This is a genomic window from Cryobacterium sp. N21 (genome assembly GCF_002929575.1).
GTDB classification, from domain to species: domain Bacteria; phylum Actinomycetota; class Actinomycetes; order Actinomycetales; family Microbacteriaceae; genus Cryobacterium; species Cryobacterium flavum.
Genome location: NZ_PJJQ01000032.1, coordinates 245,018 through 266,355, shown reverse-complemented (window position 1 = coordinate 266,355; position 21,338 = coordinate 245,018). Strand labels below are relative to the sequence as shown.

Here is a 21,338-nt window from a genome sequence, read left to right as displayed (position 1 = left end):
CGGCGCCGACGGCGCAAGCGCTTAGCGGGTGGTGCCGGCGACCTTGGGCAGCGATCCGCCGGCGGCCGCGTTGCGGTCGGGGCGGAAGTTGGAGAAGTCCACGCCGGGAATGTTCTGCACCAGCGACAGCTCGTCCTCGATCTGAGCGGCTTCAGAGTCCTCCGGGCCGACCAGGGGCAGGCGAACGCGTGGGCTGCCGATGCGGCCGAGGCCGTGCAGGATGTACTTCACCGCGACGGTGCCGGGAACGTGGGTCATCACGGCGCGCACGAGCGGTTCTAGCTGCTGGTGGGCTTTGGTTGCGACCTTGAGGTCACCGCGGTTGACGGCGTCGACCATGTGCCGGTACGGGGTCGCCGTGATGTTGCCGGTGACTCCGATCAGGCCGGTCGCACCGATCGAGAGGTGTGCCAGAACGTTGGGGTCGTCGCCGGAGAAGTACAGGAGGTCGGTCTGGTTAAGTACCCGGCTGACCTGCGCGAAGTCGCCCTTGGCGTCTTTGATGGCCAGGATGTTGGGGTGCTTGGCCGCGCGCAGGATGGTCTCGTAAGCGATTGCAACACCGGTACGGCCGGGGATGTCGTAGAGGATGACGGGCAGATCGGTGGCATCCGCGATCATGCGGAAGTGGGTGAGGATTCCGGCCTGGGTCGGCTTGTTGTAGTACGGGGTAACGATCATGTTGCCGTCGGCGCCGGCCTTTTCGCTCTGCCGGGCGAGCTGCATGGCGTGTGCGGTCTCGTTCGAACCACCACCGGTGATGATCTTCGCGCGGCCGTTCGCGACTGACTTGCCGACCTCGACCAGGCGGATCTTCTCCGGGTCGGTCAGGGTGCTCGTCTCACCGGTCGTGCCCGTGACGACGATGCCGTCGGCACCGGCGTTGATGACGTCGTCGATGTGCTTCTCCACCCCTGCCCAGTCCACTTCGCCATCAAAGGTAAACGGGGTGACCAGTGCGACCAGCACCTGGCCAAAGGGATTCGTAGAGGTAGACACGAAGTACAGGCTATCGCTTCGCCGCATCCGCTCTGCTACGGGGAGACTCGGCCGTTCTTATTGAATGCGGAGTAGGTGAGGGGCATCAAGGCCTCGAAGTGGATTTCCATCTGCTCGGCGCACATTTCGATCTCGCGCTGCGGGAACGAGGGGAACGTCGTCCCCTCCCGTTTCGTGCGCAGGCTGAGAAAGTTCATCAGCGAGCGAGCGTTGAGCGTCACGTACATGGAGGAGTAGATGTTCAGCGGCAGCACGATGCGCGCGACTTCGCGTGCAACGCCAGCTTCGAGCATCCGCTGGTAGGCCTCGTAGGCGTGAATCGCGGCGGCGCGGGTCTGCTGCTGCACCAGCGCGGTCTGCTCGGCCGTGCCGGGCAGAAAGTCGTAGGCTCCCGGCTTGCCGACCTGCACGAGGTTGCGCTCTGCGGACGGCACGTAGAAAACGGGGTTCAGCTCCCGGTAGCGGCCCGATTCTTCGTTGTAGGAGGCAATGCGGTGTCGCATGAATTCGCGGAACACGAAAATGGGCGCGCGCACGTAGAACGTCATTGAGTTGTGTTCGAACGGCGAACCGTGCCGGTCGCGAATGAGGTAGTTGATCAGCCCGCGGTCACGCTTCTCATCGGCCTCACTCGCTGAGCCGTCGAGCTGGCTCTGCTCGAGCGTCTGCTCTCCCAGGGTCGACACCCGGGCGGCAAACAGTACGTCGGAATCGTGAGCGCTCGCACGCACCAGCTCCACGGTCATTTTAGATCGAAACTCAATTTCAGACACCGCCTTAGGCTAGCTGGTCTGCTCGCCGGCACGCCCGCGCGCAGCCGTAATCTCTTGTCACAGTCCCCCGAATAGGCCCGCGCCCACGTAACGTCGACAACATGAACCCACTCGAAGCGATCGGACTGTTACTGGCCCTGTTAGCGGCCACGACCGTTCTTGGACTCGTCTGGCGAGCCCGCCAAGGACGCGTGGCCCGCGTTGCCGGCGACGTCATCACGCCAGCGGATGTCGCGGCCACGGCCCCGTTCGGCCCCGCCGCTACCCTGCTGCAGTTTTCGACCGAGATGTGCGCCCGTTGCCCCGGAACCCGCCGGCTGCTGGGCGACGTGGCCGCTGAGCGCCCGGGAGTCGTGCACGTCGATGTCGATCTCACCCACCGCGCCGATCTCGCCAACCGCTATTCAATTCTTCAAACCCCGACGACCCTGATTTTGGACGCGACCGGGCGAGTGCGAGCTCGCGTGGGCGGCGCGCCGAACCGGGCCGCGATCAACTCGACCCTCGATGCGATCACGCAGCACTCCCACCCCTTCATTACCAGTCAACGGAGCTGACATGTCGACGTCGTCCCGCCCCCCGCTCGATCCGCGCGGCCCCCGCTTCGGCGCAGCCATCACGGCCCTGCTGTTACTCTCGGTCGTGTTTTTGTCGCTGACCGGGGCATCCGCTGCCGCACTGGCGCTGCTGGCTGTGATTACGGCCCTGTTCGCCTGGGGCGCGTTCGCCGGCGCCGGGCGGCACCCCTACGGCCTCGTGTTCAAGCGGTGGGTTCGACCGCACCTGGCGCCACCGACCGAGCTCGAGGACGCCGCGCCGCCCACTTTTGCCCAGGGCGTCGGCCTCGTGGTGACCCTGATTGGGCTGGCACTGGGCCTGGCCGGAGTTCCCGGCGCTATCCCCATCGCCGCGGCCGCAGCATTCGTCGCGGCCTTTCTCAACGCCGCCTTTGATTACTGCCTCGGCTGCCAGATCTACCTGCTGCTCGTGCGATTCGGTGTGCTCAACCGGGCCGGCCGAACCGTCGGGAACGCCTGAGCCACCCAGCCCAATGCTGCCGGAACACGCCCGGCAGGGTACCCTGCCTGCTCCCGTGGCGTGTCGGCTGGCTCTCAGGTAATTCCCAGACGGGACTCGTTCGCGGGGCAGGTGAGACGGTTAGGGTGGAATTCAATCACCTGGAGGTAACACCATGCCCACGACGCTCACCAGTGAAGCAACCACCGTCTGGACCGGCGATCTTCCGACCGGCTCCGGCACCGTCACCCTGGATTCCTCGCACGCCGCCGAATTCTCGGTGAACTGGAAAGCCCGCGCCGAGGGAGTGTCGAACACGACCAACCCGGAGGAACTGCTCGGTGCAGCCCACGCGGCCTGCTTCTCCATGGCCCTCGCCAACGCACTCGGTTCGGCCGGCCACACTCCGGAGAGCATCCAGACCACCGCGGCCGTCACCTTTGCGGCCGGCACCGGGGTCATTGGAAGCCACCTTCTGGTCAGCGCCAAGATTCCGGGCCTTACCGAGGCCGAGTTCGAGGTGTTCGCCCAGGATGCCAAGGACAACTGCCCGATCTCGAAGGCACTCGCGGGCATTCCCATCACCATTGAAGCCGAACTGGCCTAGGTCAGGGCGTGCGCGTTCTGATCGCCGGAGCCTCCGGCCTCATCGGTCGGGAGCTTAGTCGCCAGCTGGCCGCCGCCGGGCACACCCCGGTGCGGCTGGTGCGGCGGGAAGCCCTCGGCAAGAACGAGGTTCGGTGGGACCCCGCAGCCCATGCCCTCGACGTGAACGTGCTCGACACCATTGACGCGGTCGTCAACCTCTCGGGTGCATCACTGGCGCGGCTGCCGTGGACGGCGGGGTATCGCAAAGAGATCCTGAGTTCACGGCTGTCGGCCACCCGCACGATCACCGATGCTCTTGCCCAGGCCGCCACTCCCCCGACGGTTCTCCTGAACGGTTCTGCCGTTGGGGTCTACGGCGATCGGCCCGGGGAGATCCTGAGCGAAACATCCGCTGTGGGAACCGATTTTCTAGCCGACGTCGTTACTCAGTGGGAGGCTGCGGCCCAGCTGGCGCCGGAGCCGACCCGCGTTGTGACGCTGCGCACCGGCCTCGTTCTGGCCAAGGGCGGCGCGCTGAAACCGGTGCTTCCCCTGGCCAAGCTCGGCCTGGCCGGACCACTCGGTGGCGGACAGCAGCACTGGGCCTGGATCAGCCTGCACGACGAGGCCGCGGCCATCGTGCATCTGCTGACCTCGACGTTGTCCGGCCCGGTAAACCTGGTCGGGCCTACCCCGGCGACCTCGAACGACATCATCAAGGCGCTGGCCACGGCGCTGCATCGACCGTTCGTCGTGCCGGTGCCCAAGCAGATCCTGACGCTGCTGCTGCAGGATGCCGCCCGCCAGCTGCTGCTCGCCGACCAGCAGGTCAGCGCCCAGAAGCTCCTGGACGACGGGTTCGATTTCTTTCATCGCAATCCGGCGACCGCGATCGCCTGGATGCTGCGCCAGCCGTAGCCTACTCGTTACTTCGGCGTGCGCTCGAGTGCAATCGCGGTGCGGATCGCACCGCGAGCGCGCTTGCGGTCACCGGACGCGTCGTAGGCGAGGCCGAGGCGCAGCCAGGCGTGCCAGTTCTCCGGCTCAGCATCGACCGCAGCCTGTGCCGCCGGAAACTGCTCGTCGGCGGCATCCCGGTAGGGGCGACCACTCGGACGCATCGGCAGATCGGTGCCGGGAAGCTCCCCCAGGTCGTCGAGCTGACGCACCAGGCGTTCAGAGCGGATGCCGAACGCAACTTCACGCGCCAGCGCCCAGAAGCCGATCAGCGGCAAAATGAGCAGTGCGAGCCCGATGGCGATGCCGACCGGCTCGCCGCTCTGAATGAACGCGACGGCCCGCACTCCGGCCAGCACAAGGTAGAAAACCAGCAGCACCGCCATGACGACGACGGCGATCTTGCCCTTCACTGGAAAGCCTTTTCGGTGGTGCCGGCAATGCCAAATCCCAGATCGACCACCTGATCGAGGCCGACTGTCACCCCGGTAGCCGTTCGGGTCGCATTGAGGGCCAGCAGAATGCCGCTCTCGTAGGCGTTCGGCGAGAGTGTGTTGTGGCTGATCGTGAGGGTTTCGCCGGTACCGCCGAGAAACACGTCCTGACGGGCCAACAGTCCGGACAGGCGCAGGCTGTGTACGGGCACGCTCGACACCTGCTGCCCGCGGGCACGTTGGTCGGTGTGCGGCGCGGAGACCGGACCGAGTTCGGCGCGCGCCCGGCCGATCAGTTCGGCGGTGCGCACCGCGGTCCCAGACGGTGAATCGACCTTGGATGGCTGATGGGCTTCAACGATCTCGATGGAATCGTAAAACCGGGCGGCGAGGGCCGCGAACGCCGTGGCGAGCACCGAGCCGATCGAGAAGTTCGGAATGATGATGACACCGGTATCGTCACGACCGGCGAGGCGGCGGTCGAGCGAATCGATGCCGTCCTGGCTCCAGCCGGAGGTGCCGACGAGTACGCGCAAACCGTGCTCGGTCGCAAAGTCGACGACGCTCCGGCTCACGTCCGGTCGGGTGAGGTCGATGGCAATCTCTGCCCCGAGCATCTCACTGAGCTCGCTCTTCGAGTCCAGTCGGGCGACGACCTCAAAACCCTCTGTTCGGTCGATCAGGTCGGAGACCAGGCTGCCCATCTTGCCCGTTGCGCCAATGATGGCCACCGTCGTTGTCATGAGACCAATCTACCAATTGATCGCGCCCGCACTTGCCCGCGCAATAGCCTTGGCAGATGCCTCAGTTTCACGCCGTGTCCGTCGCGGATGCCGCGGCCCTCACCCTGCTCACAGAATATTTCAGCAGCCCCGAACTGTCGTTTCGGCAACCCCAGGGCACCTACCACCCGACCTATCCGCTCGCGGAGCAGTTCGTGCCGCCGCAGGGCATCTTTCTCGCGGTGCTCGACGAACCCACGAGCGATGGCCCGGCGGGCAACGACGCGAGCGGCGCGTATGTCGGGTGCGGGGGCATCCGTCGGTTGGGTAGCGCCGAAGGAGAGAACGAACCCGTTCGCTTCGAGGTCAAACATTTGTGGATTCAACCCACAACCCGCGGGCGCGGATGGGGGCGCCTGCTGCTGGCCGAGCTCGAGCGGCGGGCGGCAGAACTCGGAGGCGCCGAAGTGGTGCTCGACACCAACGTGAGTCTCGCCACCGCCGGGGCGCTGTATCAGAGCACGGGCTACGAAAGCATTCCGTCGTACAACGACAATCCCAATGCCACGCACTGGTATTGCAAGCGACTTTAGAACATCAGGGGTTCCGGCAGCCCGGTACGCAGCTCGACCGGCAGGTGGCCAAGGTCGTTGTGGGTGACCAGGGTCCAGGGACGGCCCGGCTTTTGCTGCAGCACGGTCAAGCCGCAATTGGCCTGATTGATGCCGACCCAGCGCCAATCGGGAGCGCCGAGAACCTCACGCACAAACCAGGCGATCACGAAATTGTGGGTGATCAGCAGGTCGTGCCGCTGGCTGCGGCGCGGTTGCAGAAATTCGGCGACGGCGTCTTCCATCTGCGCTCGTCCGGCGGCGATCTCATCGTCGGTGACGGAGCCGAAGAACGGGTCGTAGGCCGACGGCGTTTCGGCTGCCCGGCCAGAGGGGATGCAGTCGAACAGCAGCGCCGACGATTCGCTGTGCAGGGCGGGCAGTCGTTCCGCCATGATCTCGGCGGTCTCAGCAGCCCGCTGCAGCGGTGAGTGCCAGGCACCGGTGAACGGAACCCCGCTCAGGCGGTCGGCGATCAGCAGCGCCTGGCGTTTGCCGCGCGGTGACAGCGGACCGTCGTGCAGGCCGTGTTCGGCATCCTGCTGCTCGCCATGGCGTACCAGGTAGATGTACTGGGGCATCATCGTCCATTTCAAAGTTCAGAAGTCCGCCGGGGCGGATGGAGCACAAGCTGTGGGGTGAAGGTCAGCCTGGAAGGATCGCGGCGAAGGCATCATCCTCGAGGGCCCCGACCGCGGCGATCGAGACCGGACCGCTCGCGAGCTCGGCGGCGAGCTCCTGCACATCGGCCGCTGTGACGAGCGCAAGGCGGCGCAGTGCTTCGTCGAGATCGGCGAACTCGCCGAGGGTGATCTCGGACCGCCCCAGCCGAGACATGCGGGTGTCCGAGTCTTCCAGGGCCAAAGCGGATGCCCCGCTCAGCTGGCCGGACGCACGTTTCATCTCGTCAGCCGTGACACCGTCAGCGGCGAGGTGGTGCAGTTCACTCAGCATGAGCTCAGCGACCTGCCCGGCCTTGGCGGGCGTGCACCCGGCATACATGCCGAACAGGCCGGCGTCGGAGTAGCCGGGCGCGAAGGAATAGACCGAATAGGCCAGGCCGCGCTTCTCACGTACTTCTTGGAACAGTCGGCTCGACATTCCCCCACCGAAGATCGAGGTGAGCACGCTCATCGTGACGCGACGGTCGTCGGTTGCCAGCAGGCCGGGCATGCCGAGCAGCAGGTTGGCCTGCTCGAGCGGACGTTTGACGATCGTCAGGGCCTGTCCTTGGTGGATTTCGGCCGGCGCACCGCCACGGCGGCTCACCGGAGTTTGCGCGATGCTGAGGTCCCAGCCGGCCCGTTCGAGCGCGCGGGTGACGGCGTCGACCAGCTGGTCGTGGTCGACGGCACCGGCCACCGTCACGACGAGGTCCTGCGGGCGATAGTTGGCCTGGTAGTGCTCCCACACGGCCGTGCGGGAGGCCGCGCGAATATCGTCGGCGCTGCCGCCGATGGGGCGGCCCAGCGGATGTTTTCCCAGCACGGCTTCGAAAAATCTCTCGTTGGCGACATCGGCCGGATCATCGTCGGCCATGGCGAGTTCCTCGAGAATGACGCCACGCTCGGTTTCGAATTCACCTTCATCCAGTTTGGAGGACGTCAACATGTCGGTGAGTACATCGATGGCCATGCCGAGGTCCCGGTCCTGCACCTTGGCGTAGTAGCAGGTGTATTCCTTGGCGGTCATGGCGTTGTGTTCGCCGCCGACCGCGTCGAACGAGATGGCGATGTCCAGTGCTGACCGCGTCGGTGTGCCCTTGAACAGCAGGTGCTCAAGAAAGTGGGTGGAGCCGAAATGCCCCGGTTGTTCGTCGCGGGCACCGACGGCCACCCAGTAACCGATCGTGAGGCTGCGGGCGCCCGGCACTTGCTCGCTGAGAATGCGAACACCGCTCGGCAAAACGGTGCGCCGCACGAGGGCATCGCCGGCGGCCCGAAACGAGAGTTCGGCCTGGTCTAGGGGAAAGTCGACTGCACCGTTCATATCATCCACCACCTTACAAGACCCGATCGGGGCGGCCGCCTCTCCCGTGGGAACTCGCTGGCCTACCCCCAGTTTGGCCGGAATGCTCCGTTGGGTCGATTGCGACAGACTGGTCTGTCTAGGGTGTGTTACAGTCTGGGAGCCGACCGGGGAAAACTCCCGGATTTGCGCTCATCTGGGGCTGTTTTCTGCCCCCTCATAAAGGAGTGCCGCATGACCACGCTGACAGCTGAAGCCGTTCGGCCGGCGACGCACGCCAAGGTGCGCATCCTCGCCACCGCCGACCGACTCTTCTATACCGAGGGTGTTCACACCGTGGGTGTGGACCGCATCATCAGCGAGTCGAAGGTCACCAAAGCAACTTTCTACAAGTACTACCGCTCGAAGGATGCCCTCATTGTCGTGTACCTGCAGGGCCGCGACCGCCTGGCTCGCGATTTTCTCGCCAGCCTTGACACGCGATACGACACCCCGGAACAGCGATTGCGCGGAGTCGTCAACGAGATCTCGGCGCAGGTCATCCGCGAAGGCTTCCACGGCTGCCCGTTCATCAACGCGGCCGCCCAGTTCACCGACCCGGCCCACCCGGTGCGCCAGGCCGTGTCTGCACACCGGGACTGGTACGGCCGGTCGATCGAGGACATGTTCCGCGGCATGGGCCACGCCCGGCCCGGGGACGCCGCCGACGACTTCTTTCTCGCCCGCGACGGCGCCTTCGCCGGTGCCAACCTCGGCGACCCGATCGGTGCCCACACCGCCCTGCTGCGCGCCATCCAGCGAGTACTCGACGAGTCGGGCGCCTAACGCTGCGAGGTCAGTAGGCCGATACCCGGTCGAGGTCGAGCAGGTCGTTACGGCCGAGACGGATGCCCGCCGCCGCGACCAAAGACTGCACCTGGTCGGCCCGGCCCGCGCCGGCCACCGGCGCCACCACGTCGGGCCGGGCGAGCAGCCAGGCCAGGGCGATCGACGCCGGGGCCGTGCCCTGCGCTGCGGCGATGCGGTCGACCACGGCGAGAACGCGCAGCGATCGACGGTTGAGGTAGACCTTGGCGAGCTGACCGCGGGCGGTGTCGGCGGCATCCGCTTTGTTGCGGTACGCGCCGGCCAGAAAACCGTGGGCGAGGGCGAAGCCGGGCATCAGGGCCAGGTGCTGGGCGCGGGCGACGACCGCGACGTCTTTTTCGAGTTCGGCGCGATGTACGAGGTTGTACGGGGTTTCGGCGGCGACAAACTTGGGCAGGCCGAGGGCTGAGAGCACCCGGGCTTCCATGAGCCGTTCCGCCGAGAAGTTCGAGGCACCCAGGTAGCGCACCTTGCCGGCGCGCATCAGCGCGTCCACGGCAACCAGGCTCTCTTCGAGGGCGACGGTCTTGTCGTCGAAGTGAAAATAAAGCAGGTCGACGTAGTCGGTACCGAGCCGCACCAGGCTCGCCTCGACAGCGGCGACGATGCTGCGCTGGGTCAGTCCGGGGTTGTCGAGATTGCGGCCGATCTTCGTGGCCAGCACGGTTTCGGCCCGCGCGCCCCGAGAACGCAGCCAGGACCCAATGATCACTTCGCTGCGGCCGGCCGCGAAGCTGTCGGCTGTGTCCAGAAAATTGCCGCCGAGATCGCGGTGCGCGTCGAGAATGGCCAGGGAGGCATCATTTGTCGCGGTCCAGCCGAAGGCGTTGCAGCCCAGGGCGAGTGGATGCACGCACAGATCGGTTCCCACAATCTGCCGGCGAACCGGGCGCGAACCCACGGTCGTCTCGGACGGCCCCGTCTCGGCCTGTACGCGGTCGACCGACATCGCATCCAGAGATGATGAGACCACCTGTCGGGGCATTGCGTTCTCCTCCCGGGGTGTTCGCCCGACCTGTGCGTTCTGCCGGGTTTTCTCGTCGTAAAGTGCTCTTGGGCCGACTTTAGGCGAGGCCACCGACATTTCCCGGCGGCACGCTAAACCGTTACCAAAATGTACGTCGCGGGCGGCCGAACAGGGGGTGGTGGCTGCCGACCGCCAGTCGGTGCGCCCCCGATTTGTTAGACTGAAGATTGCGCAAAAATTGGGCTGCCTGTGCAGGTGCACATCCGCCCTGGGCCGCCGCCTGTCGAATCACGTGATCGATCGGCTGGCAAGGTATCCTGCCCGAATCAGCCGCAGGAAAGCAGCCATGACCACCGACGCCTCCGTGCCCAACCCCCAGGTTCCCCGCGAGGCCCTCCGTCGCCGCACCTTCGCGGTGATCAGCCACCCCGACGCGGGCAAGTCCACTCTGACCGAGGCCCTTCTGCTGCACGCCCGCGCCATCACCTCCGCCGGTGCCACCCACGGCAAGGCCGGCCGTAGCGGCACCGTCTCGGACTGGATGGAGATGGAAAAGGCCCGCGGCATCTCGGTCACCAGCGCCGCCATTCAGTTCGAATACCACGACGCCGTGATCAACCTCGTCGATACCCCCGGGCACGCCGACTTCTCGGAGGACACCTTTCGGGTGCTCTCCGCAGTGGATGCCGCGGTGATGCTCGTCGACGCGGCCAAGGGTCTCGAGCCGCAGACCATGAAGCTGTTCGCCGTATGCAAGCAGCGCGGCCTGCCGGTCATCACCGTCATTAACAAGTGGGACCGCCCCGGCGACACTCCCCTGGCCCTGATGGACGAGATCCAGACCCGCACCGGCCTGCTGCCGACCCCGCTGAACTGGCCGGTCGGCGAAGCCGGCGACCTGCGCGGCGTGCTCGATCGCCGCTCCGGCGACTTTCTGCGCTTCACCCGCACGGCGGGCGGAGCGACAGTGGCCGAATCGGTGCGGCTGGATGCCGCCGACGCGGCGATCGAGGAAGGCCCGGCCTGGGCATCCGCTGTCGAAGAATCCGAGCTGCTCGACGCTGAGTCGCAAAATCACGACTCCGAGCTGTTTCTCGACGGCCAGACCACCCCGGTGCTGTTCTGCGCGGCCGTGGCCAACTTTGGCGTACAGCAGCTGCTCGACACCCTGGTGGAGTTCGCGCCGCCGGCCGAAGCCCGCATCGACATCGACGGCAACCCGCGAAAGGTCACCTCACCGTTCTCCGGTTTCGTGTTCAAGGTACAGTCCGGCATGAACTCCGCGCACCGCGACCACGTGGCCTTCGTGCGCGTGTGCTCGGGCGAATTTCGCCGCGGCATGATCGTCACGCACGCGGCGACCGGGCGGCCCTTCGCCACCAAGTATGCCCAGCAGCTGTTTGGCAAGGAACGCACCGTCACCGACCAGGCCTGGCCCGGCGACATCGTGGGGCTCGTCAACGCGTCGGCGCTGCGGGTGGGCGATTCGATCTTTGAAGACGAGCGGGTGGAGTTTCCGCCGCTGCCGCTGTTCTCCCCCGAACATTTTCGGGCGATCCGCCCCGTGGACTCGAGCAAGCACAAGCAGTTTCGCCGCGGCATCGACCAGCTCGACCACGAGGGTGTCATCCAGGTGATGCGTTCCGAGGTGCGCGGCGAGCAGGCTCCCGTGCTCGGCGCCGTCGGACCGATGCAGTTCGAGGTGGTCGAAGACCGCATGGTGCACGACTTCCACGCGGACATCCGCATGGAAGCGCTGCCCTACCAGGTGGCCCGCAAGACCGACAAGGAGAGCGCGCTCGTGCTCGCCGGAACCCGCCAGGTGGAGGTATTCACCCGCTCCGACGGCACCCTGCTCGCCCTGTTCAGCACTCCGTGGCGCCTGCAGGCCATTGCCAAGGAGAACCCGAAGCTTGTGCTGATCGACATCGCGAACGCGACCGCCGAAGACTTCATGTAGCTGGTTCGTTCAACCAGAAAGGGCCGCATCCTCGTGGAGGATGCGGTCCTTTCTGTTCGGTGCTGCTTACGCGTCGACCACCACGGAGGTGATGACGGGGCTGCGACGGTACTTGCGGTTCATCCAGCGGCTCACGGACTGCGTGAACAGGTCTTCGAGCTCGGCGCCGTCGACGATCTTGATGCGGTTCGCGGCCTTCATGGCCTCGTCGATGACCTTGGTGGCTCCCTTGACCCACTCGTCGTCGTGCACGAATCCGCGCGCCAGGAACTCGACCGGCTCGGAGAGCGTGCCGGTCTTGGCGTTGAGAATTCCGAGGATGGTGATGGTGCCGTCCTCGGCGAGCTTACGGCGATCTTCCATCGCAGCGGATGCTGCCCCGCCTACGGTCATCCCGTCGACGAAGACGTAGTCGGCGACAACACGGCCGGTGACCTTGGCGTGACCGTCGATGAGGTCGACGACAACGCCGTCTTCGACGACGATGACGTTCTCTTCGGCAACACCGGTCGCGATGGCGAGGTCGGCGTTGGCCGTCAAGTGACGCCATTCGCCGTGGATCGGCATGACGTTGACCGGCTTGACGATGTTGTAGCAGTAGACAAGCTCGCCGGCACTGGCGTGACCGGAGACGTGCACCTTGGCGTTGCCCTTGTGCACGACGTTCGCGCCCCAACGAATCAGACCGTTGATGACGCGGTAGATGGAGTTTTCGTTTCCGGGGATCAGCGAGCTCGCGAGCAGCACGGTGTCGCCCTCGCCGATCTTGATGACGTGTTCGCGGTTGGCCATACGCGACAGCGCAGCCATCGGCTCACCCTGCGAACCGGTGCAGATGAGAACGACCTTGTCGTCCTTCATGCGCTCGAGCGCCTTCATATCAACGAGCAGGCCCTTGGGAATGTTGAGGTAGCCGAGCTCGCTCGCGATGCCCATGTTGCGCACCATGGAGCGGCCGACGAAGGCCACCTTGCGGTTGTGCTTGACGGCAGCATCGATGACCTGCTGGATGCGGTGCACGTGGCTGGCGAAGCTCGACACGATGATGCGGCGCGGGGAGGTGCGGAACACGGTGTCGATCGCCGGTCCGATGTCCTTCTCGGCGGTGGTGAAGCCGGGAACCTCGGCGTTGGTCGAGTCCGTCATGAACAGGTCGACGCCTTCTTCGGCCAGGCGTGCGAAGGCGCCGAGGTCGGTGAGGCGCTTGTCGAGCGGGAACTGGTCCATCTTGAAGTCACCGGTCGCCAGCACAAGGCCGGCTTCGGTACGAATGGCGATGGCCAGGCCGTCGGGGATGGAGTGGTTGACGGCGATGAACTCGAGGTCGAACTGGCCGATCGTGCGGCGCTCGCCTTCTTTCACCTCGATGAAGTTCTGGCTGAGGCGGTGCTCCTGCAGCTTTGCAGCGAGGAAGGCCAGGGTGAGCTTGGAACCGACGACGGGAATGTCGCCGCGTTCCTTGAGCAGGTACGGCACTGCGCCGATGTGGTCTTCGTGGCCGTGGGTGAGCACGATGGCCTCGATGTCCTGCAGACGGTCACGGATGGCGGTGAAGTCGGGCAGGATCACGTTGATGCCGGGCTGGTTGTCTTCGGGGAAGAGAACGCCGCAGTCGATGATGAGCAGCTTGCCCTTGTGCTCGAAGACGGTCATGTTGCGGCCGATCTCGCCGAGGCCTCCGAGCGGGATGATGCGCATGCCGCGAGCCGGCAGTGCCGGCGGAGTGCTCAGGTCGAGGTAGTGGTTATTCATGAATCTCATTTCGTTGTCTGCGGTACTGCATGTCCAGGTGTGTGGGGACCGAGATCGGGCATACCGAAAGCCAGCGAGCAATACTCAGGGGGCTTCAGCGCGCATACGCGTACCTCGTGTCGTGCCTGGCGGGCAAGAAAAATACCGGCCAGGTACCTCACTAGTCTACCGATGCATCAACACGCAGCGTTTTCGGTCACAAAAAAGGGACCCCGCACGTGGCGGAATCCCTCTTTTGGTGTTGCTCACCGCTCAAGCGGCCTGGCCGGTGGCTACGCGGCGCGGCGCCCGGCAGCGCTCGGCTGCGGCGAAACGTAGTCGCCGGCTTCGAGGTGCTGCGCGGTGCCGCTGACGTAACCGGTGGCAGTGATCGCGCGACGAACGTCGTGCGTGACGTACTCGTTGGCGGTGGTGGCGCGCTTGGTGGACTGCGATACGTAGGAATTCATGGTGCTCCTGGTGCGATTAGTACTAGCGGATGCCGACGGCTAGTCAGAGCACACAGTTTCATTCGAGAGTGACAGCGGCACACATTGGCGGAGCTGATTCGACTGAAACTGGGGTGTTGGCCCGGTCGGCGGAAGAATGCGCTGCGCCGCGCGGGCTGCAGAAACCCGGATCCTCTAGTGGACCGCCATGATTTCTGAGCTGATATCAGAATACCTGAGCCTGCCACCCATTTGGGGCAAATACACAATCTACACAGGCGCCGTGCAGGTACAGGATGGCCTGCAGCTACACAGGTGCCGTGCAGCCAGCATGGAGGCTTTCGTCGATAACATCTTTCAATGACTTCTTCTGCGCTGTACGACATCCCCCTCACCCTCATCGACGGAACAGAAACAACCTTCGGCGCCTACCAGGGCAAGACCGTTCTCGTGGTCAATGTGGCCTCGAAGTGCGGCTTCACGCCGCAGTACGCCGGGCTGGAGGCGCTGTACCAGCGCTTCGCCGACGCGGGACTCGTCGTGCTCGGGCTGCCGAGCAACCAGTTCATGGGCCAGGAACCGGGCACCGAAGCGGACATCGTGGAATTCTGCGGCATGACCTACGGGGTGACCTTTCCCATGACGGCCAAGGTCGATGTGCGGGGCAAGCACCAGCATCCGCTCTATGCGGAGCTCACCAAGTTCAAGCGGGGACTGCTGCCCGGCCTGATCAAGTGGAACTTCGAGAAGTTCCTAGTGACCCCGACCGGTGAGATCGTCGACCGTTTCGCCTCCTCGGTCGAGCCGGAGTCGACCGAGATCGTCGAAGCCATCGAGAAGGTTCTGGCCGCCAAGGCCGCCTGACCCGCCCTTCTCTTGCGGACGGGGCCCAGGCCCCGTCCACGGGCCCAGTTTATAAACTGGGCCCCGGGCTACAAGGCGGGCCCGGTGAATTTAGCGCGCGGCCGTCAGCGGGCGGCGCGGCGCAACACGGCCTCGGCGTGACGCAAGACCGGGCCGTCGATCATGCGGCCCTCGTGCTGGAAGACGCCGCGCGCGCTTGCGGCGGCCTCGAGCAGCCCGAGGGCATAGTCAACCTCGGCTGCCGTCGGCTGGTAGGCGGCGCGAATGACGGCGACCTGGCTCGGGTGGATGCACGCGGTGGCGGTGAAACCGCTGGCGACGGCATCCGCTGCCTCAAGCTCGAGCCCTGCCGTGTCGATGATGTCAAGGTGCACCGTGTCGATCGCCGCCTTGTCGTGCGCACGGGCGGCCAGCAACACCTGGGAGCGGGCCTGGCGAGCGACGTCGCGGTAGCGACCGTCCTCGAAACGGCTCGACGTGCCTCCAAGCGAGGCGACGAGGTCTTCGGCGCCCCACATGAGCCCGACAACGTTGCGCTCGGCGGCGATCTCGGTCGCCGAGATCACACCGGCGGCGGTTTCACACAGGGCAATCACCCGAAATGCTTCGAGCCGCTCGACCTGGCCGGCGCTGACCGTCTTAGCGAGCATCACGTCGCGATACTCCGTGCGGGCCAACGCGGCCAGATCGAGTGCGAAATCGTCGGTGTCGGCCGGATTGATGCGCACGATTGTCGTGGCCGGGTCAAGCGGATGCTCGATCAGCGCGCGCCGCGCCGCCGCCCGGTCAGCGGGCGTGACGGCGTCTTCCAGGTCGAGGATGACGGCGTCGGCGCGCTCGGCGGCCTTCTCGTAACGCTCCGGCCGGTCGGCGGGGCAGAACAGCAGGGCTGGACCGAGGGTGAACGGGGCCGGCGTGAACGGGCTGAGACCGGCGGGGCTGTCGTCGAAGGGGTCGAGGCCGGCCGGGTCGCTGTAGTCGTCGAAGGAGCTCGCATCGAACGGGTCGCCATCGAACGGGCCGCTCATGCTGCTCCCTCGCGGCACCAGACCAGCACGGTGCGCACGGCCGAGCCGACGACCACTCCGTGCTGGTTGCGTCCGGTGTGTTCGAGCGTAATGATTCCCTGACCGGGGCGACTCTTCGACAACCGTTTGTCGGTGACGATGGTCTCCGAATAGAGGGTGTCGCCGTGGTGCAGCGGATGCGGAAACGTCACGGCCGAAAATCCCAGGTTCGCCACGATCGTGCCCTGGGTCAGCTGGGCGACCGAACTGCCGACCATGGTCGACAGGGTGAACATGGAATTCACCAAGCGTTCGCCGAACGGCTGGGTGGCCGACCACGCCGCATCGAGGTGCAGCGCCTGCGTGTTCATGGTCATCGTCGTGAACAGCACGTTGTCGGCCTCGGTCACGGTGCGACCCGGACGGTGCTGGTACAGAGCATCGAGGTCAAACTCCTCGAAGTAGAGGCCGCGCTGCTGAACCAGGTGGCGTTCTGGGGTACCGGGGTCGGTCATCCGCTTCTCCAATTCAGTCAGGTCAGGCCGCGAAGCCCAGCGCCCGCGAGATGACCATGAGCTGCACCTCGGTGGTGCCCTCGCCGAGTTCGAGCACCTTCGAATCACGATAGTGCCGCGCGACCGGATTCTCATTCATGAAGCCGTATCCGCCGAAGATCTGCGTGGCGTCGCGGGCATTGTCCATGGCCGCTTCGCTGCCTACCATCTTGGCGATCGATGCCTCCATCTTGAACGGCTTGCCGTTGATCATCTTCAGCGCTGCGTCATAGTAGGCGAGGCGTGCAGTGTGCACGCGCGCCTGCATCCGGGCGATTTTGAAGGCAATGTGCTGGTTGGAACCGATTGAACGGCCGAAGACGTTGCGGCTGTTCGCGTAGCGAATCGATTCCTCCAGGCAACCCTGCGCTGCGCCCGTGCAGAGCGCGGCGAAGGCGACGCGGCCCTCGTCGAGGGTCTGCACGAAGTTGGCGAACCCGCGGCCGCGTTCGCCGAGCAGGTTGGCCTCCGGTACGCGCACGTTGTCGAACACGAGCGGATGCGTGTCGGAAGTGTGCCAGCCGACCTTGTCATAGGGTGGCAGCGCCGTGAAACCGGGGGTCGGTGTCGGCACCAGAATCGCGGTGAGTTCCTTCTTGATCGAACCGTCGGCTCGAGTGGACTCCCCCGTGACGGCGGTCACCGTGACGAGGCGGGTGATCTCCGACCCGGAGTTGGTGATGAACTGCTTGGTGCCGTTGATCACCCATTCGCCGGCCTCCAATAAAGCAGTGGTCTTGGTGCCTGCGGCGTCTGAGCCGGCATCCGCTTCGGTGAGGCCAAACGCGGCGAGCGCCGAGCCACTCGCGAGGCGGGGAACCCATTCCTGCTTCTGCGCCTCGGTGCCGCTGCGGTAGACCGGCATGATGCCGAGGCCCACCCCGGCCTCGAGGGTGACGGCGATGCTCTGGTCGGCACGGGCTAATTGTTCAACCGCGAGGCAGAGCGAGAAATAGTCGCTGCCCTGACCGCCATATTCCTTTGGGAACGGCAAACCGAACAATCCCATCTCCCCCATCTGGGCGATGATGCCGTAGGGCAGGCGGCGCTTGGTGTCGTACTCGTAGGCGGCCGGGGCGACGACGGTGTCGGCGAAGTCGCGCACCATGTCGCTGAGGGTCTGCTGGGTAGGGGTGAGTTCGTAGCTCATTCTGTGTCTTCCTTGTCTGAAGAGGTTTCGGGGGTCGTGATCGTTTCTGGAATAACGGTGGCGACGATCTGGTCGAGTGCCACGAGATCACCGGTCTTGAGGTTCACGGTGACGCGGCCGGCCGTGGCGGCCACGAGTTTGTGTTCCATCTTCATGGCCTCGACCACAAGGAGGGTTTGGCCCGCGCTGACCACGTCGCCGGTGGCGGCGTGCACCGCGATGACGGTGCCGGGCATCGGCGAGCGTACGTCGGGGCTGAGCGCCCCTGGTACCCGGCCGCGGCTGGCGAGGTGTTCCGCGAGCTGCTCGGCCCGGGATCGGTGCCGCAGTTCGAGCGAGAAGCCGTCAGCGCCGATATACACGCGCGTTCCGAACTTCTCGATCGCGAACACCCGGGTCTGGCCGTCGTAGTCGACGCTGAACGTGCCATCTCCGACGCGAACGAGTCCGGCCGGCACGGCCGTGCCATCACCGACCGAAACGGATGCCGCCCCCGGCTCCCCCACAACCTGCACCTCCACGACGTCGGTCGCGCCCACCCCCAGCGCGTACTTCACGGGACGCGGCGAACCGGCCCGCCATCCGCTCGGCCGCGTCCAGGCCACGTTCGTGCCGGCGGCGGACACCGCGAGCCCGTGCAAAAACAGCGCCCCGGCGGCAAGCAGGTGCTCCTCGGCGCCGCGAAACTGGAGGTCGGGAAGTTTGCGTTCGATCAAGCCGGTGTCGAGGCGGCCGGCGCGCACGTCGGCATCCGCTAACAGCAGCCGCAGGTATTCGGTGTTGGTCTGCACGCCGAGCACGACGGTGTCGGCGAGCGCCCGGTCGAGCCGGTTCAGCGCTTCCAGCCGGGTGGGAGCCCAGGCGATCACCTTGGCGAGCATCGGGTCGTAGTGCGAGGCGATCGTCAGCCCCAGACTCAGCGAGCTGTCCACCCGCACGCCCTCACCAATGGCCTCGTGCAGCTGCAACACCCTGCCCGTGGTCGGCAGAAAACCGCGCTCGGGATTCTCGGAGTAAACCCGGGCCTCGATCGCATGCCCCCTGAGGCATATATCGGACTGCGTTACCGTGAGCGGCTCCCCCGCTGCGATGCGCAGCTGCCAATCCACGAGGTCGAGGCCGGTGACCAGCTCGGTGACCGGGTGCTCTACCTGCAGTCGGGTGTTCATCTCCATGAAGAAGAACTCGTCGGGCGCGGCAGCGGAGACCAGGAATTCTACGGTGCCGGCGCCGCTGTAGCCCACGCTGCGGGCGGCAGCGCAGGCCGCCTCCCCGATGCGCGCCCGGGTCGCCTCGTCGAGCAGCGGCGAGGGCGCCTCCTCGATGACCTTCTGGTGCCGGCGTTGCAGCGAGCACTCGCGCTCACCGAGGTGAATCACGGCGCCGTGGTTGTCGGCGAGCACCTGCACCTCGATGTGCCGCGGGGTCGCCACGAGGCGTTCGAGCAGCAGGGTATCGTCGCCGAAGGCACTCAGCGCCACGCGCCGGGCGGTCTCGAGGGTGGCGGGCAGGTCTTCAACGCGTTCCACCACGTGCATGCCCTTGCCGCCACCGCCGGCGGACGGCTTGATCAGCATCGGGTAGCCAACGTCGACGGCGGCCACGATCAGCTGCTCATTGCTGAGGCCCGGCTCTGCCACCCCGGAAATGACCGGCACCCCGTAACCGGCCACATGGTTCTTCGAGCGGATCTTGTCGCCCATCACGTTCAGCGCGTGCACGCTCGGCCCGATGAAGACGATCCCGGTGTCGGCACAGGCCTGCGCGAAAGCCTGGTTCTCGCTCAGAAATCCGTAGCCGGGGTGAATCGCCTGGGCTCCGGTTCGCGCCGCAGCAGCCAGCACGGCCTCGACATTGAGATAGCTGTCGGCCGGGGCGGCGGCGCCGAGGCGCACCGCGGCATCCGCTAGCGACACATGTAGGGCGTCACGGTCGGCGTCACTGTAGACGGCGATAGAGCGGATGCCGCGTTCCCGCAGGGTGCGGATGATGCGGCAGGCGATTTCGCCGCGGTTGGCGACCAGAACGATGTCAAATGTCATGGCTCACATCCGGAACAGGCCGAAGGCGGACTCGCCGAGCGGCGCGGTGGCGCAGACGGACAGGGCGAGGCCCAGTACCGTGCGAGTGTCAGCTGGGTCGATGACGCCGTCGTCCCAGAGCCGGGCGGTGGAATAGTACGGGCTGCCCTGAGTCTCGTATTTCGTCAGGATCGGATCCTTGAACGCGGCTTCCGCCTCGGCCGACCAGCTGTCGCCGACGCCCTCGATCTGCTCACGCTTGACGGTTGCGAGCACGGACGAGGCCTGCGGGCCGCCCATCACGGAGATGCGGCTGCCCGGCCACATCCAGAGAAAGCGCGGGGAGTAGGCGCGGCCGCACATGGAGTAGTTGCCGGCGCCGAAGGAGCCGCCGATCACGACGGTGAGCTTGGGCACCCGGGCGGTGGCGACGGCGGTGACCATCTTGGCGCCGTGCTTGGCGATGCCGCCGGCCTCGACCTCTCGGCCCACCATGAAACCGGAGATGTTCTGCAGGAAAACGAGCGGAATTCCCCGCTGGTCGCAGAGTTCGATGAAGTGCGCGCCCTTCTGCGCGGACTCGGCGAACAGGATGCCGTTGTTGGCAACGATGCCCACCGGGTGGCCGTGGATGTGCGCGAACCCGGTCACGAGGGTGATGGCGTATTCGCGCTTGAATTCGTGGAATTCGCTGCCGTCGACGAGGCGCGCAATGACCTCGCGCACGTCGTACTGGCCCTGCACGTCGACCGGGACGGCTCCGTAGAGTTCGCCCTCATCGGCGACCGGGTCGACGGTGGCGATCACTTCCCAGGCGGGGGCCTGGGAACGCGGCAGGGTCGAGACGATGTCACGCACGATCTGCAGGGCGTGCTCGTCGTTCTCGGCGAGGTGGTCGGTGACGCCGGAGACGCGGGCGTGCAACTCGCCGCCGCCGAGCTCCTCGGCGGTGACGATCTCGCCGATCGCGGCCTTCACCAGGGGCGGTCCGCCGAGAAAGATGGTGCCCTGGCCCCGCACGATCACGGTCTCGTCGCTCATCGCCGGAACGTAGGCGCCGCCGGCGGTGCAGGATCCCATGACCGAGGCGATCTGCGGAATCTTGGCCGCGGACATCCGTGCCTGGTTGTAGAAGATGCGGCCGAAGTGGTCGCGGTCGGGGAAAACCTCGTCTTGCAGGGGCAGGAAGGCTCCGCCGGAGTCGACGAGATAGATGCAGGGCAGTCGGTTTTCGAGGGCGATCTCCTGGGCGCGCAGGTGCTTTTTCACCGTCATCGGGTAGTAGGTTCCGCCCTTGACCGTGGCGTCGTTGGAGATCACGAGTACGTAGCGGCCGTGCACGAGGCCGATGCCGGCGATGACGCCCGCGCCGGGACTGTCGTCGTTGTAGAGGCCGGTCGCGGCGAGGGGCGCGATCTCGAGGAAGGGGCTGCCGTCGTCGAGCAGCTGGTCGATGCGCTCGCGGGGCAATAACTTGCCGCGGTCGAGGTGCCGCTGCCGGGACTTCTCCGGACCGCCAAGGGCCGCCGTGGCGAGGCGCTGTTTCAGGTCGGCCACTAGCTGCCGCTGGGCGGCGTCATTGGTCGCAAAGGCCTGAGCGGAGGAGTCGAGCTGGCTCGCGAGTGTCTCCATCGACATCTTTCCGTTTGTGGGGCCGGAGCGCCCGGCATCAACTACAGTTAGTGTTTACTAACTGAAA

The 21,338-nt window shown here is 65.9% G+C and carries 22 protein-coding genes; 8 read left to right on the top strand and 14 right to left on the bottom strand.

Going from position 1 to position 21,338, the window contains the following annotated elements; all coding sequences use genetic code 11:
- Positions 1 to 21 precede the first annotated feature (21 nt).
- Both dapA and thyX read right to left on the bottom strand, forming a co-directional pair.
- The gene (gene dapA, locus CXY77_RS09935; protein WP_092341106.1) at positions 22 to 999 is read right to left on the bottom strand and encodes a 4-hydroxy-tetrahydrodipicolinate synthase; all 978 of its coding nucleotides are present in this window, start codon (positions 997 to 999) and stop codon (positions 22 to 24) included.
- 35 nt (positions 1,000 to 1,034) lie between these two features.
- Positions 1,035 to 1,745: an FAD-dependent thymidylate synthase gene (gene thyX, locus CXY77_RS09930; protein WP_104130012.1), complete on the bottom strand. Its 711-nt coding sequence runs from the start codon at positions 1,743 to 1,745 to the stop codon at positions 1,035 to 1,037.
- A 128-nt stretch (positions 1,746 to 1,873) separates the two neighbouring features.
- Between thyX and CXY77_RS09925 the strand changes: the two genes are divergently transcribed.
- The 4 genes from CXY77_RS09925 to CXY77_RS09910 all read left to right on the top strand — a co-directional run bounded on the left by CXY77_RS09925 (position 1,874) and on the right by CXY77_RS09910 (position 4,295).
- Positions 1,874 to 2,329 carry a thioredoxin family protein gene (locus CXY77_RS09925; protein WP_092341028.1) on the top strand — a complete coding sequence of 152 codons (456 nt, stop codon included), beginning with the start codon at positions 1,874 to 1,876 and terminating at the stop codon, positions 2,327 to 2,329.
- A 1-nt stretch (position 2,330) separates the two neighbouring features.
- Positions 2,331 to 2,810, top strand: coding sequence for a DUF4395 domain-containing protein (locus CXY77_RS09920; protein WP_092341027.1), 480 nt, complete (start codon positions 2,331 to 2,333; stop codon positions 2,808 to 2,810).
- Between the two features lie 154 nt (positions 2,811 to 2,964).
- Positions 2,965 to 3,396 carry an OsmC family peroxiredoxin gene (locus tag CXY77_RS09915; RefSeq protein WP_092341026.1) on the top strand — a complete coding sequence of 144 codons (432 nt, stop codon included), beginning with the start codon at positions 2,965 to 2,967 and terminating at the stop codon, positions 3,394 to 3,396.
- Between the two features lie 8 nt (positions 3,397 to 3,404).
- Positions 3,405 to 4,295, top strand: a complete 891-nt coding sequence (locus tag CXY77_RS09910) for a TIGR01777 family oxidoreductase (protein ID WP_104088835.1) — start codon at positions 3,405 to 3,407, stop codon at positions 4,293 to 4,295.
- 8 nt (positions 4,296 to 4,303) lie between these two features.
- Here the strand turns inward: CXY77_RS09910 and CXY77_RS09905 are convergent, their stop codons facing one another.
- Together CXY77_RS09905 and dapB are read right to left on the bottom strand one after the other, a co-directional pair.
- Positions 4,304 to 4,720: a hypothetical protein gene (locus tag CXY77_RS09905; protein WP_369827280.1), complete on the bottom strand. Its 417-nt coding sequence runs from the start codon at positions 4,718 to 4,720 to the stop codon at positions 4,304 to 4,306.
- 23 nt (positions 4,721 to 4,743) lie between these two features.
- Positions 4,744 to 5,511, bottom strand: a complete 768-nt coding sequence (gene dapB / locus CXY77_RS09900) for a 4-hydroxy-tetrahydrodipicolinate reductase (protein ID WP_104130010.1) — start codon at positions 5,509 to 5,511, stop codon at positions 4,744 to 4,746.
- A gap of 56 nt (positions 5,512 to 5,567) precedes the next feature.
- Between dapB and CXY77_RS09895 the strand changes: the two genes are divergently transcribed.
- Positions 5,568 to 6,083: a GNAT family N-acetyltransferase gene (locus tag CXY77_RS09895; protein WP_092341020.1), complete on the top strand. Its 516-nt coding sequence runs from the start codon at positions 5,568 to 5,570 to the stop codon at positions 6,081 to 6,083.
- On the opposite strand, the gene CXY77_RS09890 is transcribed toward CXY77_RS09895, so the two are convergent.
- Together CXY77_RS09890 and CXY77_RS09885 are read right to left on the bottom strand one after the other, a co-directional pair.
- Positions 6,080 to 6,682 (bottom strand): histidine phosphatase family protein, encoded by a 603-nt coding sequence (locus tag CXY77_RS09890; protein ID WP_092341105.1) that lies wholly within the window; start codon positions 6,680 to 6,682, stop codon positions 6,080 to 6,082. The two genes, CXY77_RS09895 and CXY77_RS09890, sit on opposite strands and share 4 nt — an antisense overlap.
- A gap of 64 nt (positions 6,683 to 6,746) precedes the next feature.
- On the bottom strand, positions 6,747 to 8,090 hold the full coding sequence (locus CXY77_RS09885) for a pitrilysin family protein (protein ID WP_092341018.1): 1,344 nt from the start codon (positions 8,088 to 8,090) through the stop codon (positions 6,747 to 6,749).
- A 213-nt stretch (positions 8,091 to 8,303) separates the two neighbouring features.
- Here CXY77_RS09885 and CXY77_RS09880 point away from each other — a divergent pair, with 213 nt between their 5' ends.
- Positions 8,304 to 8,894, top strand: coding sequence for a TetR/AcrR family transcriptional regulator (locus CXY77_RS09880; RefSeq protein WP_092341016.1), 591 nt, complete (start codon positions 8,304 to 8,306; stop codon positions 8,892 to 8,894).
- A gap of 10 nt (positions 8,895 to 8,904) precedes the next feature.
- Here CXY77_RS09880 and CXY77_RS09875 read toward each other — a convergent pair whose 3' ends face one another.
- Complete coding sequence (locus CXY77_RS09875) at positions 8,905 to 9,921, bottom strand: aldo/keto reductase (RefSeq protein ID WP_092341014.1); 1,017 nt, start codon at positions 9,919 to 9,921, stop codon at positions 8,905 to 8,907.
- 328 nt (positions 9,922 to 10,249) lie between these two features.
- Here CXY77_RS09875 and CXY77_RS09870 point away from each other — a divergent pair, with 328 nt between their 5' ends.
- Positions 10,250 to 11,863 carry a peptide chain release factor 3 gene (locus CXY77_RS09870; RefSeq protein ID WP_092341013.1) on the top strand — a complete coding sequence of 538 codons (1,614 nt, stop codon included), beginning with the start codon at positions 10,250 to 10,252 and terminating at the stop codon, positions 11,861 to 11,863.
- Between the two features lie 66 nt (positions 11,864 to 11,929).
- Here the strand turns inward: CXY77_RS09870 and CXY77_RS09865 are convergent, their stop codons facing one another.
- Entirely contained in the window at positions 11,930 to 13,615 is a 1,686-nt protein-coding gene (locus tag CXY77_RS09865) for a ribonuclease J (protein WP_092341104.1), read from the bottom strand.
- 272 nt (positions 13,616 to 13,887) lie between these two features.
- Positions 13,888 to 14,064 carry a hypothetical protein gene (locus CXY77_RS20140; RefSeq protein WP_158252813.1) on the bottom strand — a complete coding sequence of 59 codons (177 nt, stop codon included), beginning with the start codon at positions 14,062 to 14,064 and terminating at the stop codon, positions 13,888 to 13,890.
- A gap of 339 nt (positions 14,065 to 14,403) precedes the next feature.
- Here CXY77_RS20140 and CXY77_RS09860 point away from each other — a divergent pair, with 339 nt between their 5' ends.
- Positions 14,404 to 14,907: a glutathione peroxidase gene (locus tag CXY77_RS09860; protein WP_092341012.1), complete on the top strand. Its 504-nt coding sequence runs from the start codon at positions 14,404 to 14,406 to the stop codon at positions 14,905 to 14,907.
- 104 nt (positions 14,908 to 15,011) lie between these two features.
- Here CXY77_RS09860 and CXY77_RS09855 read toward each other — a convergent pair whose 3' ends face one another.
- The 5 genes from CXY77_RS09855 to CXY77_RS09835 are packed head-to-tail and all read right to left on the bottom strand — an operon-like array spanning position 15,012 to position 21,271.
- The gene (locus tag CXY77_RS09855; protein ID WP_104130009.1) at positions 15,012 to 15,935 is read right to left on the bottom strand and encodes a CoA ester lyase; all 924 of its coding nucleotides are present in this window, start codon (positions 15,933 to 15,935) and stop codon (positions 15,012 to 15,014) included.
- On the bottom strand, positions 15,932 to 16,429 hold the full coding sequence (locus tag CXY77_RS09850) for a MaoC family dehydratase (RefSeq protein ID WP_104088822.1): 498 nt from the start codon (positions 16,427 to 16,429) through the stop codon (positions 15,932 to 15,934). Before CXY77_RS09850 ends, CXY77_RS09855 begins: the two co-directional genes overlap by 4 nt.
- Before the next feature lie 22 nt (positions 16,430 to 16,451).
- Entirely contained in the window at positions 16,452 to 17,618 is a 1,167-nt protein-coding gene (locus CXY77_RS09845) for an acyl-CoA dehydrogenase family protein (RefSeq protein WP_104088821.1), read from the bottom strand.
- Positions 17,615 to 19,660: a biotin carboxylase N-terminal domain-containing protein gene (locus CXY77_RS09840; protein WP_104130008.1), complete on the bottom strand. Its 2,046-nt coding sequence runs from the start codon at positions 19,658 to 19,660 to the stop codon at positions 17,615 to 17,617. The genes CXY77_RS09845 and CXY77_RS09840 overlap by 4 nt, the downstream gene beginning before the upstream one ends.
- Before the next feature lie 3 nt (positions 19,661 to 19,663).
- Positions 19,664 to 21,271, bottom strand: coding sequence for a carboxyl transferase domain-containing protein (locus tag CXY77_RS09835; protein ID WP_104130007.1), 1,608 nt, complete (start codon positions 21,269 to 21,271; stop codon positions 19,664 to 19,666).
- Positions 21,272 to 21,338 lie beyond the last annotated feature (67 nt).

What these genes read in the sequence shown, in the direction of transcription:
- thyX (WP_104130012.1), bottom strand. Translation starts at nt 1,745, where the DNA reads ATGACCGTGGAGCTGGTGCGTGCGAGCGCTCACGATTCCGACGTACTG.
- CXY77_RS09925 (WP_092341028.1), top strand. Translation starts at nt 1,874, where the DNA reads ATGAACCCACTCGAAGCGATCGGACTGTTACTGGCCCTGTTAGCGGCC.
- CXY77_RS09920 (WP_092341027.1), top strand. Translation starts at nt 2,331, where the DNA reads ATGTCGACGTCGTCCCGCCCCCCGCTCGATCCGCGCGGCCCCCGCTTC.
- CXY77_RS09915 (WP_092341026.1), top strand. Translation starts at nt 2,965, where the DNA reads ATGCCCACGACGCTCACCAGTGAAGCAACCACCGTCTGGACCGGCGAT.
- CXY77_RS09905 (WP_369827280.1), bottom strand. Translation starts at nt 4,720, where the DNA reads ATGGCGGTGCTGCTGGTTTTCTACCTTGTGCTGGCCGGAGTGCGGGCC.
- dapB (WP_104130010.1), bottom strand. Translation starts at nt 5,511, where the DNA reads ATGACAACGACGGTGGCCATCATTGGCGCAACGGGCAAGATGGGCAGC.
- CXY77_RS09895 (WP_092341020.1), top strand. Translation starts at nt 5,568, where the DNA reads ATGCCTCAGTTTCACGCCGTGTCCGTCGCGGATGCCGCGGCCCTCACC.
- CXY77_RS09890 (WP_092341105.1), bottom strand. Translation starts at nt 6,682, where the DNA reads ATGCCCCAGTACATCTACCTGGTACGCCATGGCGAGCAGCAGGATGCC.
- CXY77_RS09885 (WP_092341018.1), bottom strand. Translation starts at nt 8,090, where the DNA reads ATGAACGGTGCAGTCGACTTTCCCCTAGACCAGGCCGAACTCTCGTTT.
- CXY77_RS09880 (WP_092341016.1), top strand. Translation starts at nt 8,304, where the DNA reads ATGACCACGCTGACAGCTGAAGCCGTTCGGCCGGCGACGCACGCCAAG.
- CXY77_RS09875 (WP_092341014.1), bottom strand. Translation starts at nt 9,921, where the DNA reads ATGCCCCGACAGGTGGTCTCATCATCTCTGGATGCGATGTCGGTCGAC.
- CXY77_RS09870 (WP_092341013.1), top strand. Translation starts at nt 10,250, where the DNA reads ATGACCACCGACGCCTCCGTGCCCAACCCCCAGGTTCCCCGCGAGGCC.
- CXY77_RS09865 (WP_092341104.1), bottom strand. Translation starts at nt 13,615, where the DNA reads ATGAATAACCACTACCTCGACCTGAGCACTCCGCCGGCACTGCCGGCT.
- CXY77_RS20140 (WP_158252813.1), bottom strand. Translation starts at nt 14,064, where the DNA reads ATGAATTCCTACGTATCGCAGTCCACCAAGCGCGCCACCACCGCCAAC.
- CXY77_RS09860 (WP_092341012.1), top strand. Translation starts at nt 14,404, where the DNA reads ATGACTTCTTCTGCGCTGTACGACATCCCCCTCACCCTCATCGACGGA.
- CXY77_RS09855 (WP_104130009.1), bottom strand. Translation starts at nt 15,935, where the DNA reads ATGAGCGGCCCGTTCGATGGCGACCCGTTCGATGCGAGCTCCTTCGAC.
- CXY77_RS09850 (WP_104088822.1), bottom strand. Translation starts at nt 16,429, where the DNA reads ATGACCGACCCCGGTACCCCAGAACGCCACCTGGTTCAGCAGCGCGGC.
- CXY77_RS09845 (WP_104088821.1), bottom strand. Translation starts at nt 17,618, where the DNA reads ATGAGCTACGAACTCACCCCTACCCAGCAGACCCTCAGCGACATGGTG.
- CXY77_RS09840 (WP_104130008.1), bottom strand. Translation starts at nt 19,660, where the DNA reads ATGACATTTGACATCGTTCTGGTCGCCAACCGCGGCGAAATCGCCTGC.
- CXY77_RS09835 (WP_104130007.1), bottom strand. Translation starts at nt 21,271, where the DNA reads ATGGAGACACTCGCGAGCCAGCTCGACTCCTCCGCTCAGGCCTTTGCG.